Annotated in this window: 13 protein-coding genes; 2 read left to right on the top strand and 11 right to left on the bottom strand. The window is 69.2% G+C overall.

The window, feature by feature from the left end:
• Positions 1 to 25 precede the first annotated feature (25 nt).
• Genes OG758_RS32560 through OG758_RS32550 form a run of 3 tightly spaced genes read right to left on the bottom strand, consistent with a single transcriptional unit; the run spans position 26 to position 4,529 of the window.
• Positions 26 to 865 (bottom strand): HAD family hydrolase, encoded by an 840-nt coding sequence (locus OG758_RS32560; protein ID WP_326713190.1) that lies wholly within the window; start codon positions 863 to 865, stop codon positions 26 to 28.
• Entirely contained in the window at positions 862 to 3,348 is a 2,487-nt protein-coding gene (locus OG758_RS32555) for a phosphoribosyltransferase (protein ID WP_326713189.1), read from the bottom strand. Before OG758_RS32555 ends, OG758_RS32560 begins: the two co-directional genes overlap by 4 nt.
• 14 nt (positions 3,349 to 3,362) lie before the next feature.
• Positions 3,363 to 4,529 carry an HpcH/HpaI aldolase/citrate lyase family protein gene (locus OG758_RS32550; RefSeq protein ID WP_326713188.1) on the bottom strand — a complete coding sequence of 389 codons (1,167 nt, stop codon included), beginning with the start codon at positions 4,527 to 4,529 and terminating at the stop codon, positions 3,363 to 3,365.
• Positions 4,530 to 4,716: 187 nt separating this feature from the next.
• Here OG758_RS32550 and OG758_RS32545 point away from each other — a divergent pair, with 187 nt between their 5' ends.
• A complete protein-coding gene (locus OG758_RS32545) occupies positions 4,717 to 5,685 on the top strand; it encodes a TerD family protein (protein WP_326713187.1) in 969 nt (322 codons plus the stop codon).
• 88 nt (positions 5,686 to 5,773) lie between these two features.
• On the opposite strand, the gene OG758_RS32540 is transcribed toward OG758_RS32545, so the two are convergent.
• From OG758_RS32540 to OG758_RS32515, 6 genes are all read right to left on the bottom strand, one after another.
• Positions 5,774 to 6,514 carry a TerD family protein gene (locus tag OG758_RS32540; RefSeq protein WP_100591942.1) on the bottom strand — a complete coding sequence of 247 codons (741 nt, stop codon included), beginning with the start codon at positions 6,512 to 6,514 and terminating at the stop codon, positions 5,774 to 5,776.
• 99 nt (positions 6,515 to 6,613) lie between these two features.
• Entirely contained in the window at positions 6,614 to 7,762 is a 1,149-nt protein-coding gene (locus OG758_RS32535) for a DUF475 domain-containing protein (protein WP_326713186.1), read from the bottom strand.
• Positions 7,763 to 7,835: 73 nt separating this feature from the next.
• Positions 7,836 to 8,411 (bottom strand): TerD family protein, encoded by a 576-nt coding sequence (locus tag OG758_RS32530; protein WP_100591940.1) that lies wholly within the window; start codon positions 8,409 to 8,411, stop codon positions 7,836 to 7,838.
• Positions 8,412 to 8,509: 98 nt separating this feature from the next.
• Positions 8,510 to 9,085, bottom strand: a complete 576-nt coding sequence (locus OG758_RS32525; protein ID WP_100591939.1) for a TerD family protein — start codon at positions 9,083 to 9,085, stop codon at positions 8,510 to 8,512.
• Between the two features lie 179 nt (positions 9,086 to 9,264).
• A complete protein-coding gene (locus OG758_RS32520; protein ID WP_100591938.1) occupies positions 9,265 to 9,723 on the bottom strand; it encodes a peroxiredoxin in 459 nt (152 codons plus the stop codon).
• Positions 9,724 to 9,891: 168 nt separating this feature from the next.
• Positions 9,892 to 10,329, bottom strand: coding sequence for a DUF3052 domain-containing protein (locus OG758_RS32515; protein ID WP_266564628.1), 438 nt, complete (start codon positions 10,327 to 10,329; stop codon positions 9,892 to 9,894).
• Between the two features lie 438 nt (positions 10,330 to 10,767).
• On the opposite strand from OG758_RS32515, the gene aceE reads away from it, so the two are divergent.
• Positions 10,768 to 13,515 carry a pyruvate dehydrogenase (acetyl-transferring), homodimeric type gene (gene aceE / locus OG758_RS32510; protein WP_326713185.1) on the top strand — a complete coding sequence of 916 codons (2,748 nt, stop codon included), beginning with the start codon at positions 10,768 to 10,770 and terminating at the stop codon, positions 13,513 to 13,515.
• 79 nt (positions 13,516 to 13,594) lie between these two features.
• Here the strand turns inward: aceE and OG758_RS32505 are convergent, their stop codons facing one another.
• Together OG758_RS32505 and OG758_RS32500 are read right to left on the bottom strand one after the other, a co-directional pair.
• A complete protein-coding gene (locus OG758_RS32505) occupies positions 13,595 to 13,966 on the bottom strand; it encodes a peptidase inhibitor family I36 protein (RefSeq protein WP_326713184.1) in 372 nt (123 codons plus the stop codon).
• A 275-nt stretch (positions 13,967 to 14,241) separates the two neighbouring features.
• On the bottom strand, positions 14,242 to 15,852 hold the full coding sequence (locus OG758_RS32500) for a DHA2 family efflux MFS transporter permease subunit (protein WP_326713183.1): 1,611 nt from the start codon (positions 15,850 to 15,852) through the stop codon (positions 14,242 to 14,244).
• Positions 15,853 to 15,952 lie beyond the last annotated feature (100 nt).

Raw genomic sequence — 15,952 nt, 5'->3', positions numbered from 1 at the left:
GCGGCGTGCGGCGTGCGGGTGGCCCCTACGGGGACGGGGACGTGCGGGGGTTCCGGACCTCCCCGATCAGCTCCCGCAGGATCGTCTCGCCCGCCGCGACGCCCCGGTCCTCCAGGGCCGTGACGTGCGGCGCCGTCCACCCCGCGTCCGCCAGCTCGCCGTGGCCGGGGCGCCAGGCGTGGTCGGCCGCGAGGAGCAGGTCCGCGTCGAGCAGGGAGTCGCCGGCCGCCAGCATCAGGTCGGCGCCCGAGCGGCGGGCCACCTCACGCATGGCCGCGCTCTTGGTGAGCGGCTTCGGGACGGCGTAGATCTTGCGGCCCTGGAGGGAGACCGTCCAGCCGCGGCTCTCCGCCCACACGGCGAGTTCCTTGACCCAGCCCTCCGGGAGCAGGGACCGCTCGACCACGAGATACGCGAAGAGGTCCTCGGCGACGCGTTCCTTCAGGAGCCACGCCGGATCGGCCGTCCGCACCAGATGTGCCCGCACCTCGTCGAGCGGCGCGCACTCGGCGGCGAGCCGCTCGTCCACAGCGGCACGCCAGTCCGGGTCGGACACCCCGTCCACCAGCAGGTGCCCGCCGTTGGCGCAGATCGCGAACTGCGGGGCGGGGCCCGGGAGGTGGATGCGTCCGTACTGCTCGCGGGTGCGGGTCGTGGTCGGGACGAAGAGTGCGCTGCGGCCGAGTTCGCCGAGCAGCGCGGCCGCGTCCTCGGTGACGTAGGAGAGGGGCTTGCCCTCGTAGACCTCGACGCACAGCAGGCGCGGTGCCTGGGCGTCGGGCACGGTCAGGCCGAGGGCTGCGGCGGAGTAGATCAGGGTGCGGTCGAGGTCGCTGGCGACCAGGGTGACGGGCGTCGCGCTCACTTCGCGCCCACCGCCTTGCCGTCCGCGCCGGTGGCGCCCCGCGTGTACTTCGGGTGGATCAACCCGACGCAGGTGTAAGGGAGTTCGGCGACCTCCTCGACGGGCACCCCGCGCTGCTCGGCCAGCAGGCGTACGTGGTCGAGGTCCGCGCCGGCGCCCGTGCGGGCGAGTATCTTCCACGGGACGCGGCGCAGCAGCACGCGGGTCGTCTCGCCGACGCCGGGCTTCACGAGGTTCACGTCGTGGATCTCGTACTCCTCGCTGATCCGCTCGACGGCCGCCCAGCCCTCCCAGGTGGGCGCGCGGTCGGCGGAGAGCATCTCCTTGACCTGGGCGTCCACGGCGTCGGCGACCTCGTCGAAGCGGGCCTCGATCGTGTCGAGGAAGTGCGTGGAGACGTCCGCCTCGGCGAGCTCGCGGTAGAACTTTCCGCCGTGGAAGTCGTTCGGCCCGACGAGATCGGCACGCAGCACCGTACGCGATATCAGGCCGGAGACCGTCGAGTTGAGGCACGCGGACGGGATGAGGAAGTCCTCACGGGTGCCGTAGGTGCGCACGCAGGAAGCGGGGTCGGCGAGCACCGCGATCTCGGGGTCGAAGCCCGGGAACTCCTTGAGCGCTTCCGCCAGTTCGCGGGTGATCGCGCCCTTGCCGGTCCAGCCGTCGACGAAGACGACGTCGGCCGGGTCGTGGTGGGCGGCGAGCCAGCGCAGCGCGTTCGCGTCGATGCCGCGACCGCGCACGATCGAGACGGCGTAGTGCGGCAGGTCGAGGCCGCGCCGCGCCTGCGCCCATCGGCGCATCAGCACGCCGACGGGCGTCCCGGCGCGGGCGAGCGAGACGAGTACGGGGCGCGGGGACCGCTCCGCGAGCACGGTCTCGGTCACGACGCCGACGGCCTGCGCGATCCGCGCGGCGGAGACCTCCAGGGCGGACTGGAACAGTGCCTGGTACTCGGCGCTCGGCTGGTACTCGACGGGCAGCGACTCGGCGTAGTGCGCGCCACCGCCCTGTATCGCCTCCTCCCGCTCCTCGGTCGGGGCCTCCAGCTCGACGTCCGAGAGGTCCTGGAGCAGCCAGCCGACCTCGTCGGGCGCGTACGAGGAGAAGGCGGGGCCGCGGAGGGGCTCGGGGAGCGTGGGGGACACGAGGGGCCTTTCGGGGACGGCCTTTGCGGGGGCAGTCCTCTCGGGGACGTACGAGGGCACGACGGCGAGCAGCACGCGCGGGGTGTGCTCGGCGAGGCGCGCCAACAGGCCGTCTGGGGAGTGCAGTTGAGGCGTGTCCGCGGTGGAGTCGACGACGGCGACGATCGCGTCGAAGTCACCGCCCGCGACGTTGTACGCGTAGCGCTCGCCCGGTCCGTCGGCCGGGTCGTCGTGGGCGGGGAAGACGAGGCGGGTGCGGATCGCGTAGCCGGGGTCGTCGACGGCGAGGACCGGCGAACGCGTCGTGGTCGAGTAGCGCACCTGCGCCTGCGTGCCCTTCTCGACCTCGCGGGCCAGGGCGAGCGGCGCGTACATCAGCTCCTCGAAGCCGAGGACGAGTACGCGGCGGGCGTCCCCCAACGGCGCGGCGAGGCGGGCGGCCATGGCGGGCAGCGCCGCGTCGAGCGCCGCGCGGTGCTCCGGCGTGAAGCCGTGCCGGCCCCCGTCGGGCACCGACGCGGGCCAGTCGAGGTCCACACGCGTCACGCTGCCGGGCTCGGCGCACGGCTCGCTGCCCGGCTCGGTGCGCGCCGTCGGGGCCTCGACGAGGGACTCGTGGTGGGCGACCAGGGCCTGGCCCTTGGCGAGGACGTCGTCGGGGAGCTTGACGGTGCCGGAGGCGGACGCGACCAGGTCGACGCGGGCGCCGATCTCACTGGCGAAGTCGGCCAGGCGGTCCCGGTCGCCGGGCGAGCGCATGTCGACGAGGGCGACGATGACGTAGTGCTCGCGCGGGTAGCGCTCGTGCAGGGCGCGGATCGTGTTCAGGACCGTATTGCCCGTGGAGAACTCGTCGTCGACGAGGACGAGCGCCCCGTCGCCCGCGAGGAGCCGGGGGTCCTCGGGCAGCAGCAGATGCGAGGTGGCGTGCGAGTGGGACTCCTCGAAGCCGCCCGCGCGCGCCACCCCGTCGACGGGGCGCCGCGTCGAGTGCAGATAGGGCGCGAGGCCCAGGCCGTCGGCCACGGAGTGCCCGAGGCCCGTCGCCGTCTCGGCGTATCCGAGCACGACGGCCCGCCGCGCCCCGCCGTCGCCGAGCAGCTCGCGCACCCGCAGACCGAGGTCGTACCCGGCGCGCCAGACCACGTCCGGAGACTGCGGCACATGCTTGCCCAGGACGTTCGACACGAGCAGATGGGCCCGTTTGGGATTGCGGCGCAGGGCAAGGCCCAGCAGCCCGGATATCTCCTCGTCACCGACGAGCTCGACCCCGAGCCGCTGTGCGACCCATGTCCCCGACCAGACCACTTCGCCCCTTTTCGTTGCTTTCATCATGACTCGCGCGCTCGTCACGCGGGCAAGCCGGCGTTGAGCAGCTCCACGAAGCCGACGTCCTCATGGGCGACGCCGAAGACCTCCGCCCGCTGGAGAGTCCGCTCGGCCCAGGCCCGGTGCGGCTTCACTTCATTCATCTTGTTCGTGTACGCGGATCTGAGGACGCCGCCACCGCCCCGCTCGGGCCGCAGGATGTCCTGGGCGTCCCCGTACTCCTCGTGACTGACCACGGACAGCGCGTGCACGGGCATCACGTGCGAGGGATGGATGCAGGTCTTGCCGAGCAGGCCGTTGGCCCGGTCCAGCTCGATCTCGCGCAGCAGGCCGTCCATGTCGTGCTCGATGAGCGCCTGGCGCAGCTCGACGGCCCGGCCCTCCAGGAAGGGGCTGCGGCGCAGCTGCGGCTTGAACATCCGCTCCTGATGCCGGAAGTACTCCCAGACAGGGCCGGTCACGGTGAAGCCGGTGCCGTCGGCGCGGCCGAGCAGATTGACCACGTCCCCGATCACGGAGGCCACGACCTGGACGTCGTACGCGGTCATGTCCGGCGGCCTGCGCAGCCCGTACGCGGAGCAGAAGTCGGTCACGCCGAGGCGCAGGGCCAGGACGCGGTCGCGGTACTTGTCGACGGTGCGGGCGATCCCGGCGAGGGTGTCACCCCGCGTCTCCAGATGCAGGAGCTCGGGCGACTCCAGGACGGGCATCGCGAAGAGGCGCCGCCCGGTGGCCGCCTCCGCGGTGGAGAGCGCCTCCAGGAACGGCCCGCCCCGCTCCTCGGTGAATTTCGGCAGTACGAATCCGGACAGCAGCCGCACGGCGGGGCCGAGGCGGCGCACGAGGTCGGTGATCTGCCCGGCGGCGCGGACGCGGATGAACAGCAGCGGAGGCCGCGCGTCCGTCCGGGCCGCGAGGTCGGCGAACTGCCTGACCAGATTCCCCTCGGCGTCCGCCACCTCGGCGTCGTCGATCGAGTCCTCCAGGCACAGCACCATCGAGACGACGCCCCGGGCCGCCTGCTTGAGGACGTCATCGGCGAGGCGCGGCCGCGTGGCCGGGCTGTAGAGCGTGGCCCCGAGGGCCGCCGCGAGCAAGCGGGGCGACGAGTCCGCGGTGAAGTCGCCGGGCTCCCGATAGAACAGACGCTGTCGCACCTCAGGGGCGATATGCCCGAAATGACGCATGAAACTCCCCCGTCGTGCCGATCAGGCCCGAATTTAAGTGGCCGGTAATAGTACGTAGGGACCCATGTCAAGGGTTCCCACCGGGCATGAAATTCAGGTAACCCACCCATGTCGAGTATGTCGCTCGGCCCCGCGATCTCGGGCCCCCGCGTTGTCCTGGCCAGGACAGGGAAGGCAGGATGACCGCATGACGCACGCGATGCTGAAGGGGTCGAACGTCCCTCTCGAAGCCACGGCGGTACGCGCCGTGCTGCGCTGGACCAGCGGCCAGGGCGTGCCCGACGTCGACGCCTCGGCCCTGCTCCTCGGCCCTGACGGTCGCGTACGGTCCGACGAGGACTTCGTCTTCTACAACCAGCCCCGGCACCCCTCGGGCAAGGTCTGGCGGCTCGGCAAGAAGCGAGTCACCGACGGACTCACCGACACGATCCAGTCGGACCTGGCGGGCCTCGGCCCCGAGGTCGGCCGCGTCCTCCTCGTGGCCTCGGCGGACGACGTCCCCTTCGACCGCGTACCCGCCCTGCGGATCCTCCTGTACGACGCCGCGGCCGGCGAGGGCGAGCCCCTCGCCCACTTCGACGTGAAGCCGGAGACGGGCGCCGAGACGGCACTGATCTGCGGCGAGCTGTACCGGCGCGGCGAGGGCTGGAAGTTCCGGGCCCTGGGCGAGGGCTACTCGAACGGCCTGGTCGGTCTGGCCACGGACTTCGGCATCTCGGTGGACGAGTCGGAGCCGGCGACGGATCTTCCGTCGTCCCCGCCGGGCCCGATGCCGGCCGCCGAACCGTCGTTCCCTCCCCCGGCCCCCGACACCTCGTTCACGGGATCGGGATCGGCGTCGGGGTCAGGATCGGGGTCTGGGCCAGGGACAGGAGCAGGAGCAGGAGCAGGTTGGGGATCCGGGTCGGGTTCGGGTTACGGGTATCCGCAGGCGCCGGCGCCGCAGCCCCTCGCCGCGTCGCTCCCCCAGACCGCGGCCCAGCCCGCCTCTCAGCCGTCGTACGGATATCCGCCGGCGGCGCCCACGCAGCCCGCGCCGCTCGCCATGCCGGTGCCGACGACGCAGCCCGCGTACGGCTATCCGCAGCCGGTGCAGCCGCTGCCCGACCCGAACTTCGCGCTGCCGCCGCAGGGCCCGCAGTTCATCTCCCGCTGAGACCGCGACCGGCCCCGGGTGACTCGGGGCCGGACAGGGCCGCACAGAGGCCGGAGAGGGCCGCGGGGCAGAGGCCCCAGCACCGGGCCTAGCGCTCCCCGACCTTGGACTTGTACCCCCGGCCCCACTGAAGTCCCCACCCGTACAGCCGGTCCAGCTCGGCCTGGAACCCGTACACGAACTTCACCTCGCGTCGCACGATCAGCTCGCCCTTGACGTTCTCGATCGTGACGACGGCGCAGGAGCGGGCCTGTGGGGCGCGCTCGTCGAGGCTGATCTCGACGCGTGGTCCGTTGCTCGGGTAGAGCGTGACGTGGGCGTGCGTACGGTCGAACGCCGGGGTCTGGTCGTAGATGTAGACGAAGACAAGCAGTCGCTTGATGGACTCGCGGTGATCGAGATTGACGTAGATCGTCTCACCCGACGCCGAGCCGAACCGGTCGTCCCCGCTGAGCTTCACGTACGGCGGCGCGTTGAGCGCACCGAAGAAGCTGCCGAGCGGCTGCACCACGCCCTTCTCCCCGTCGGTCAGTTCGTAGAGACAGCCGAGGTCGAGGTCCACATTGACCATGCTCTGCGTATGGGCCTGCACCACATCGGGCTTGAACAGCTTGAAGGGGTGCCGCAGCAGGCTCTCGCGCTCGGGGCCGCCGATGTCCGAGGTCCGCATCCGCCAGGACAGGTTGATGCGCAGATTTCCGGTGGCCGCCCCCTGTTTGGTGAGCGAGACAACCGGGTGCCGCTTGGTGAGTTCGATGGAGTTCGATGCGGCGCTGCCCGACTCGAAGTCCGCCGCACGCCCCCGCCACAGTCCGTCCCAGAAGGACATTTCGCCCCCAAGTGCCCATGTTTCATGGTCCAGTTACGCCGACGGGGCGGCCGGTGAGGAGTTCTCCTCGCAGACCGCCCCGCTCACAGCGTTCCAGGATCAGAGCCCGGACGAAACCTCAGCCTTCTCGCCCGGGTCCGTCGCTTTTCCCTCGGCGGCCGCGAGCTTCTTGTTGCGGCGCACGGATGAGAGGAACGACCAGGCGATCAGCACGACGCCGACGAGGCCGGTGATGACCTCGTTGATCTCGTACTGGATCGTGACCAGGAGGATCACGGCAAGGGCGCCGATCGCGTAGTGCGCGCCGTGCTCCAGGTACACGTAGTCGTCCAAGGTGCCCTGGCGGACCAGGTAGACCGTGAGCGAACGGACGTACATGGCGCCGATACCGAGGCCGAGCGCCATCAGCACGATGTCGTTGGTGATGGCGAAGGCGCCGATGACACCGTCGAAGGAGAACGACGCGTCCAGGACCTCGAGGTACAGGAACATGAAGAACGCGGCCTTGCCCGCCAGGACGACGGCCGTGGGCTTCTTGCCGGACCGCTTGGCCTCCTCCTCAGCCTCGTGCTCGCGCTCCTCCTCTTCCTCGAGACGGTTCTCGAAGAAGCCCGAGAGGCCACCGACGATCAAGTACGTGATCAGGCCGGCGACGCCGGAGAGCAGAACGGTCGCCGCCTTGTCGACGTGCACACCACCGTGCTGGTGGGCTTGCGTCGCGACGGTCACCGAAGCGATCAGCAGCGCGATGAGGGCGACGCAGACCGAGAGCATGTCGACCTTGCCGAGCTTGGCCAGCGGCCGCTCGATCCAGCGCAGCCACTGGATGTCGCGCTCCTCGAAGACGAAGTCGAGGAAGATCATCAGGAGGAACATGCCGCCGAAGGAGGCGATCGAGGGATGCGCGTCCGTGACCAGCTGCTGGTAACGGTCGGGCTGGTTGAACGCGAGGTCCACCGCCTCGATGGGGCCGAGCTTCGCGCTGATCGCGACGATGACGACGGGGAAGACCAGCCGCATACCGAAGACGGCGATCAGCACACCGACCGTGAGGAAGATCTTCTGCCAGAAGGCATTCATCTTCTTCAGGATTCCGGCGTTGACCACCGCGTTGTCGAAGGACAGCGAGATCTCGAGGACGGCAAGGATCGCGACGACCCCGAATGCTGTCCATCCGTCGTAGAACACCGCCGCGACCAAGCCGAGCGCAGTAATTGCGAACGACCAGCCGAAGGTTTTCAAAACCACTGGCTACCCCATCAAGTGAGTACGGGTCTCCCCCGCGCCGGTAGGACGGGGCTCCCCCGCTCCGCGCACGGCTTTACGAAACATTGACCCCGAAGTCTAGAGCGATGCCGCGGAGGCCCGACGCGTACCCCTGCCCGACGGCGCGGAACTTCCATTCGCCGCCGTACCGGTACACCTCGCCGAAGATCATCGCGGTCTCCGTGGACGCGTCCTCGCTCAGGTCGTAGCGGGCGAGTTCCTGACCGTCCGCCTGGTTGACCACGCGGATGAACGCGTTGCTGACCTGGCCGAACGTCTGTCCTCGGTTGTCCGCGTCATGGATCGAGACCGGAAAGACGATCTTGTCGCAGAACGCCGGCACCTTGGACAGGTCGATCAGGATCGACTCGTCGTCGCCCTCACCCTCACCGGTGAGGTTGTCGCCGGTGTGCTCGACGGAGCCGTCCGGGCTGGTGAGCTGGTTGTAGAAGATGAACCACTCGTCGCCGAGCACCCGGCCGTCCTTGCACAGCAGTGCACTGGCGTCGAGGTCGAAGTCGGCTCCGGTGGTGGAACGCGCGTCCCAGCCGAGTCCGATCAGCACCTGCGTGAGGTTCGGTGCGGCCTTGGAGAGGGAGACATTGCCCCCCTTGGCGAGCGTGACGCCCATGATCGTGGTCCTCCCCGGTGTGATGTCGCTTGAGTTGTCGAGCGCGTCCGGCGCCGCACTCGTGTGCGGCGCCGGACGGTCATGCGGTCGTGCTCGGCTCAGACGTTGACGCCGAAGTCCTGCGCGATGCCGCGCAGACCCGAGGCGTAGCCCTGGCCGATGGCGCGGAACTTCCACTCCGCGCCGTTCCTGTACAGCTCGCCGAAGACCATGGCGGTCTCCGTCGAGGCGTCCTCGGAGAGGTCGTAGCGGGCGATTTCCGCGCCGCCCGCCTGGTTCACGACGCGGATGAACGCGTTGCGCACCTGACCGAACGACTGCTGGCGGTTCTCGGCGTCGTAGATCGAGACCGGGAACACGATCTTGTCCACATCGGCCGGGACGCCGGCGAGGTTGACCTTGAGCTGCTCATCGTCACCCTCGCCTTCACCCGTGGTGTTGTCGCCGGTGTGCTCGACCGAGCCGTCCGGGCTCTTCAGGTTGTTGAAGAACACGAAGTTGGCGTCACTGCTGACCTTGCCCTCCGTGTTCGTCAGGATGGCGCTGGCGTCAAGGTCGAAGTCCGTACCGGTGGTGGTACGGACGTCCCACCCGAGACCGATGATGACCGCGGTCAGGCCAGGAGCCTCCTTGGTCAGCGATACGTTGCCGCCCTTGCTGAGGCTGACTCCCACGAGTCCTCCCAATGGTGTCGGGGGCGGGGAGCCCCGTCGTGCGTTGGTATCGGATCAACGTCTGGATCCTAGTGACCGGTTCCCGGCAGCCACAGGCTCCGCACCCGAAGAATCCCAGGGTGTCATCCCCGGGACGTCCCCGAGAGATGCGCGACACACACCCTGTGCCCCCTGAGGGGTCAGAGGGTGTCGATCGCCTTGACGTATTCGTTGAGGTCGCGGGCGTCCGGCAGGCCGTTGACGACGGTCCAGCGGACCACGCCCTCCTTGTCGATGATGAAGGTGCCGCGCACCGCGCAGCCCTTCTCCTCGTCGAAGACGCCGTACGCGCGCGAGGCCTCGCCGTGCGGCCAGAAGTCCGACAGGAGCGGGTACTCGAGGCCCTCCTGCTCGGCGAAGACGCGCAGGCTGAACGGCGAGTCGTTCGATACGGCGAGCAGCTGGACGTCGTCGTTGACGAACTTCGGCAGCTCGTCGCGCAGGGCGCACAGCTCGCCGGTGCAGACGCCGGTGAAGGCGAACGGGTAGAAGAGCAGCACCACGTTCTTCTCACCCCGGAAGTCCGAGAGCCGCACGGTCTCGCCGTGCTGCGTCTTGAGCTCGAAATCCGGAGCCTTCGTGCCGACCTCGATCGTCATGGTCAAGCTTTCCTTCCGTGGAGCCGTTCGGGTGAGGCCCAGCCTAGGCGCCGAGGGCGGTGCTCCCGCGTGGGGCCCCGCGTGTCGCCGGGCAAGCGTGCGGCCCCCGTCGACGCGTCATGGCGTCGGCGGGGGCCGCACGGAGTGTCTGCTGGGGTCTTTCGTCGGCTAGCGCTTCTTGGCGGCCGCCTTCGGCGTGACGAGGCGGCTGCCCGCCCAGTCCTTGCCCGCGTTGATGCTCTTGGTCTGCGAGAGACCCGCGGTCTGCGCGGCTTCGTTGATGTCGCTCGGCTCGACATAGCCGTCGCGGCCGGTCTTCGGGGTCAGCAGCCAGACAGGGGCACCGTCGTCGACCAGCTGGCTGGCGTCTACCAACGCGTCCGTCAGATCGCCGTCGTCCTCGCGGAACCACAGCACCACCGCGTCAGCGACGTCGTCGTAGTCCTCGTCGACGAGCTCGCTGCCGATGACTTCCTCAATGGACTCGCGGAGCTCCTGGTCGGCGTCGTCGTCGAAGCCGATCTCCTGGACCACCTGCTCGGGCTGGAAACCCAGCCTCGCGGCAGGGTTGGTCCGCTCCTCCGCGTGGTCCGCGGTCGCGCTCACGGTTTGCCTCCTGATCATGTTTACGAAGTTGTCTGCGGCTTCGCGCGTGCGCGAAGCGTTGGCGGTAGTCCACACGGGCGGGACGGATCGCGCAAGTACCCGGCCCCCGAGACCGCCGAAACGGTGACGTTCCAGGCGGTGTCACCGCATCTTCAGTCAAGGATCCCCGCAGGCCGGTGATGTATGCCACACCGTTCTGCCGGATTTGCCCACCCTGTGGATGACGGTCGTCCGCCTCGGCCGAACGGCCTCACGAAACTGGTGAACCACATGAGCGTATCGTTGCGATTAGGCCGCACCCGTCCGGGGAGCCCCGGGGAATCACCCCGAATTACCCCGCGGTAGAGATGACGATTGTGCCCCCGAGGTACACGATGGGGAGCGGCGCAGCCCCATTGCACCCCAATTGCACATCTCGACCGACAGTGAAGGAACAGCGTGGTTTCCGGATCCGATCGCAATCCGATCATCATTGGCGGCCTCCCCAGCCAGGTCCCGGACTTCGATCCCGAAGAGACCCGGGAATGGCTCGACTCCCTCGACGCCGCCGTCGACGAGCGCGGGCGCGAGCGGGCCCGCTACCTGATGCTCCGGCTGATCGAGCGCGCCCGCGAGAAGCGTGTGGCCGTGCCCGAGATGCGCAGCACGGACTACATCAACACGATCGCGACCAAGGACGAGCCCTTCTTCCCCGGCAACGAGGAGATCGAGCGCAAGGTCCTGAACGCGACCCGCTGGAACGCCGCGGTGATGGTCTCCCGCGCCCAGCGCCCCGGCATCGGGGTGGGTGGCCACATCGCCACCTTCGCCTCCTCCGCCTCGCTCTACGACGTGGGCTTCAACCACTTCTTCCGCGGCAAGGACGACGGCAAGGGCGGCGACCAGATCTTCTTCCAGGGCCACGCGTCGCCGGGCATCTACGCCCGCGCGTATCTCCTGGACCGCCTCACCGAGGGCCAGCTCGACTCCTTCCGCCAGGAGAAGTCGAAGGCTCCGTACGGCCTGTCGTCGTACCCGCACCCCCGACTGATGCCGGACTTCTGGGAGTTCCCCACCGTCTCCATGGGCCTCGGCCCGCTGGGCGCGATCTTCCAGGCGCGGATGAACCGCTACATGCAGGCCCGCGACATCGCCGACACATCCGCGTCGCACGTCTGGGCGTTCCTCGGCGACGGCGAGATGGACGAGCCCGAGTCGCTCGGCCAGCTGTCGATCGCGGCCCGCGAGGGCCTCGACAACCTGACCTTCGTGGTGAACTGCAACCTGCAGCGCCTCGACGGTCCGGTGCGCGGCAATGGCAAGATCATCCAGGAGCTGGAATCGCAGTTCCGCGGCGCCGGCTGGAACGTCATCAAGCTGGTCTGGGACCGCAGTTGGGACCCGCTGCTCGCGCAGGACCGCGACGGCGTCCTGGTGAACAAGCTGAACACCACGCCCGACGGCCAGTTCCAGACGTATGCCACCGAGCCCGGCTCGTACATCCGCGACCACTTCTTCGGTGGCGACCACCGGCTGCGCGCGATGGTCGAGAACATGACCGACGACCAGATCCTGCACCTGGGGCGCGGCGGGCACGACCACAAGAAGATCTTCGCGGCCTTCCAGGCGGCCAAGCAGCACAAGGGCCAGCCGACGGTCATCCTCGCGCAGACGGTCAAGGGCTGGACCCTCGGCCCCAACTTCGAGGGCCGCAACGCGACCCACCAGATGAAGAAGCTGACGGTCGACGACCTCAAGGGCTTCCGCGACCGTCTGCACCTGCCGATCACCGACAAGCAGCTCGAGGACGGCGCCCCGCCGTACTACCACCCGGGCCGCGAATCGGAGGAGATCCAGTACATGCACGACCGCCGGCACGGGCTCGGCGGCTATGTGCCGACCCGCATCGTACGGTCCAAGCCGCTGGCGCTCCCCGACGACAAGGCGTACGCGAGTGTGAAGAAGGGCTCCGGCCAGCAGTCGATCGCCACCACCATGGCATTCGTCCGGCTGCTCAAGGACCTCATGCGGGACAAGGAGATTGGCCGCCGCTTCGTACTGATCGCGCCGGACGAGTACCGCACGTTCGGCATGGACTCGTTCTTCCCGAGCGCGAAGATCTACAACCCGCTCGGCCAGCAGTACGAGTCCGTGGACCGCGAGCTGCTGCTCGCGTACAAGGAGTCGCCGACGGGCCAGATGCTGCACGACGGCATCTCCGAGGCGGGTTGCACGGCCTCGCTGATCGCCGCGGGATCGGCGTACGCGACGCATGGTGAGCCGCTGATCCCGGTCTATGTCTTCTACTCGATGTTCGGTTTCCAGCGCACCGGCGACCAGTTCTGGCAGATGGCCGACCAGCTGGCGCGCGGTTTCGTACTGGGTGCGACCGCCGGCCGGACGACCCTGACCGGCGAGGGTCTGCAGCACGCGGACGGTCACTCGCAGCTGCTCGCCTCGACCAACCCGGCCTGTGTCGCCTACGACCCGGCCTTCGGCTTCGAGATCGCGCACATCGTGCAGGACGGTCTGCAGCGGATGTACGGCGCCACCGCCGAGCACCCGCACGGCGAGGACATCTTCTACTACCTCACCGTCTACAACGAGCCGCTGCAGCACCCGGCCGAGCCCGCCGATGTCGACGTGGAGGGCATCCTCAAGGGCATCCACCGCTTCAGCCCGGGCACTTCGGGCACCATCCCGGCGCAGATCCTCGCCTCGGGTGTCGCGGTGCCGTGGGCCATGGAGGCGCAGCAGATCCTCGCCGCGGAGTGGAACGTCAGGGCGGACGTCTGGTCGGCGACCTCCTGGAACGAACTGCGCCGCGAAGCCGTCGAGGTGGAACGGCACAATCTGCTGCACCCCGACGAGGACCAGCGCGTCCCCTATGTCACACAGAAGCTGTCCGGCTCGGAGGGCCCGTTCGTCGCGGTCTCCGACTGGATGCGGTCCGTGCCCGACCAGATCTCCCGCTGGGTGCCGGGCACGTACCAGTCGCTCGGCGCGGACGGCTTCGGCTTCGCGGACACGCGCGGCGCGGCCCGGCGCTTCTTCCACATCGACGCCCAGTCGATCGTGGTGGGCGTGCTCACGGAGCTGGCCCGGGAGGGCAAGGTCGACCGTTCGGTCCTGAAGCAGGCGATCGACCGCTACCAGCTTCTCGACGTCACGGCGGCCGACCCCGGCCCTGCGGGCGGCGACGCGTAGGGACCTGGTCCCGACTGTCGTAGAGGTTCGAGGTGCGGTGCGGCGACGGGGGCCGCACCGCACCTCGCTTTCTTTCATCTCAGCGCTCCCAGACCTTGAACGCCCGTACCCGGTAAGGGGATTGGGGCGCCCATGTCCCACTCCCGGGATAGGTCTGGAACTCCCCTGTCTCGGCGCACGCGGCGGACTGGTAGGCCGTGACCGGACGTCCGGTGCGATTGGCGAGAGCCTGCGCGCTGCTCCCCTCCGGCAGCGCGACGCAGCTCTCGATGTCGATCCCGGACAGCTCGTACGCCTGCCGGTGCCCCTTGAACTCCGGCTTCTCCCACAGGCACAGCTCCCCCGCCGCGCAGTCCCCCGATGTCGGCGGGGCGGCGGCGCCCGCATGAACCGGTGTCAGCAGGACGGCCGCCAGCGCGGCCGCGGCCGTCATCGGAAGCGTCGTGCCCATCGCGGCGCGCATCCTCGTACCCATATCGATCAACCCCCGTGTCGTGCCGGTCACTTGTCTGCACTCTGAACCGGTGGGCGATCGGACGGGAAGAGCTGACGGATCAGATCACTCGGATAAGCGAAATGCCCCCAGGATTTCCCTGAGGGCACTTCGGGGTGCGTGCGGGGGTGGTTCGGTGGTGGTCTACGGGTTTCCCCCGAGGGGCGGTCTTCCCGATGGGTTCCGCCCTCCGACGAGGGCGTTCTCCGAGAGGCGCTTCCCCCCGATGCGCGCTAGATGTGTACGGCCCCCGCGCCCGCCTCCGCACTCGCCCCACGCTTGGTCAGCAGCGCGACGAAGATGGCCACGACGGCGACGCCCGCGGCGACCAGGCAAGCCAGGCTCATGCCGGAGATGAAGGTGTCGTGCGCGACCGAGGTGATCTTCTCGGCGAGCGCCGCCGGGGTGCCCTTCGGGACCGGGCCCACGCCGACCTGGACCGCCTCGGACGCCTGGTCCAGCTGGGCGGGCGTGAGCGGCGGAAGCTTGGCGTCCGTCCAGTTGCCCGCGAGGTCGTTGTCCACCTTCGAGGCCATCACGGCGCCGAGCACGGCGGTGCCGAGGCTTCCGCCGATCTGCATGGCGGCCTGCTGGAGGCCGCCCGCGACGCCGGAGAGCTCCATCGGGGCGTTGCCCACGATGACCTCGGTGGCGCCCACCATGACGGGAGCGAGGCCCAGGCCGAGGAGGGCGAACCACAGCGACATCGCGCCGCTGCCCGTGCCCGACTCCAGCGTGGACATGCCGTACATGGCGACGGCGGTGAGCAGCATGCCGCCCGCGAGCGGGATACGCGGACCCACTTTCGTGATCATCGCGCCCGCCAGCGGCGAGCCCACGATCATCATTCCGGTCAGCGGCAGGAGGTGCAGACCGGAGTCGACAGGGCTCATGCCGTGCACGTTCTGCAGGTAGAAGGTGACGAAGAAGAGCCCGCCCATGAAGGCGATGGCCATGAGCACCATCAGGACCACACCGGCCGACAGCGGCACCGAGCGGAACAGAGCCAGCGGGATCAGCGGCTCCTTGACGCGCGTCTCCCAGATGGCGAAGAGCGCGAAGCACAGCACGGAGGCCGCCAGGAACGTCCAGGTCAGGCCGTCGCCCCAGCCCCATGTCGGGGCCTTGATGAGCGCCCAGACCAGGCAGAACATCGCGCCGGAGAGCAGCACGATGCCGAGGATGTCGAAGGATCGCGGCGCGTTCTCGGCGCGGTGGTCCTTGAGGATCAGGAGCCCGAGGACGAGGGCGATGACGCCGACGGGGACGTTGATGAAGAAGACGGACTGCCAGCTGACGTGCTGGACGAGCAGCCCACCGAGGATCGGGCCGCCCGCGGTCGAGGCGCCGATCACCATGCCCCAGATGCCGATCGCCATGTTCAGCTTCTCGGCGGGGAAGGTGGCCCGCAGGAGGCCGAGCGCGGCCGGCATGAGGAGCGCGCCGAACAGGCCCTGGAACACCCGGAAGGTGACCACCAGGGCGATGCTGTCCGACAGGCCGATGGCCCCCGAGGCCGTGGCGAATCCGATCACGCCGACGAGGAAGGTCTGCCGGTGACCGAACCGGTCGCCGAGCTTGCCGGCAGTGATCAGCGTGACCGCGAGGGCGAGGAAGTAGCCGTTGGTGATCCACTGGACGTCGGAGAAGCTCGCGCCGAGGTCCTTCTGGATGGCCGGGTTGGCGATGGCCACGATGGTGCCGTCGAGGGCGACCATCATCACGCCGATCGCGACGGAGAACAGCGTCAGCCAGGGGTGGCCGCGAAGCCCCTTGGCCGGGGCCGGAACGGACACGGGCTCCGGAGCCTTGTCCGCCTTGTCGACGGTGGTCTGACTAGTCATGCGTTCGAGGCTAATGACAGCGACTGACAGTTGACAAACCAATTCACAAGTCGGTAACTGTCACGTCGCTCACAGGTAAGCTGAGCTGGGCAAACAGACG

It is taken from the genome of Streptomyces sp. NBC_01474 (genome assembly GCF_035918215.1).
In the GTDB taxonomy this organism is placed as follows: Bacteria; Actinomycetota; Actinomycetes; order Streptomycetales; family Streptomycetaceae; genus Streptomyces; species Streptomyces aureus.
This window is presented reverse-complemented; position numbering and strand designations above follow the sequence as displayed.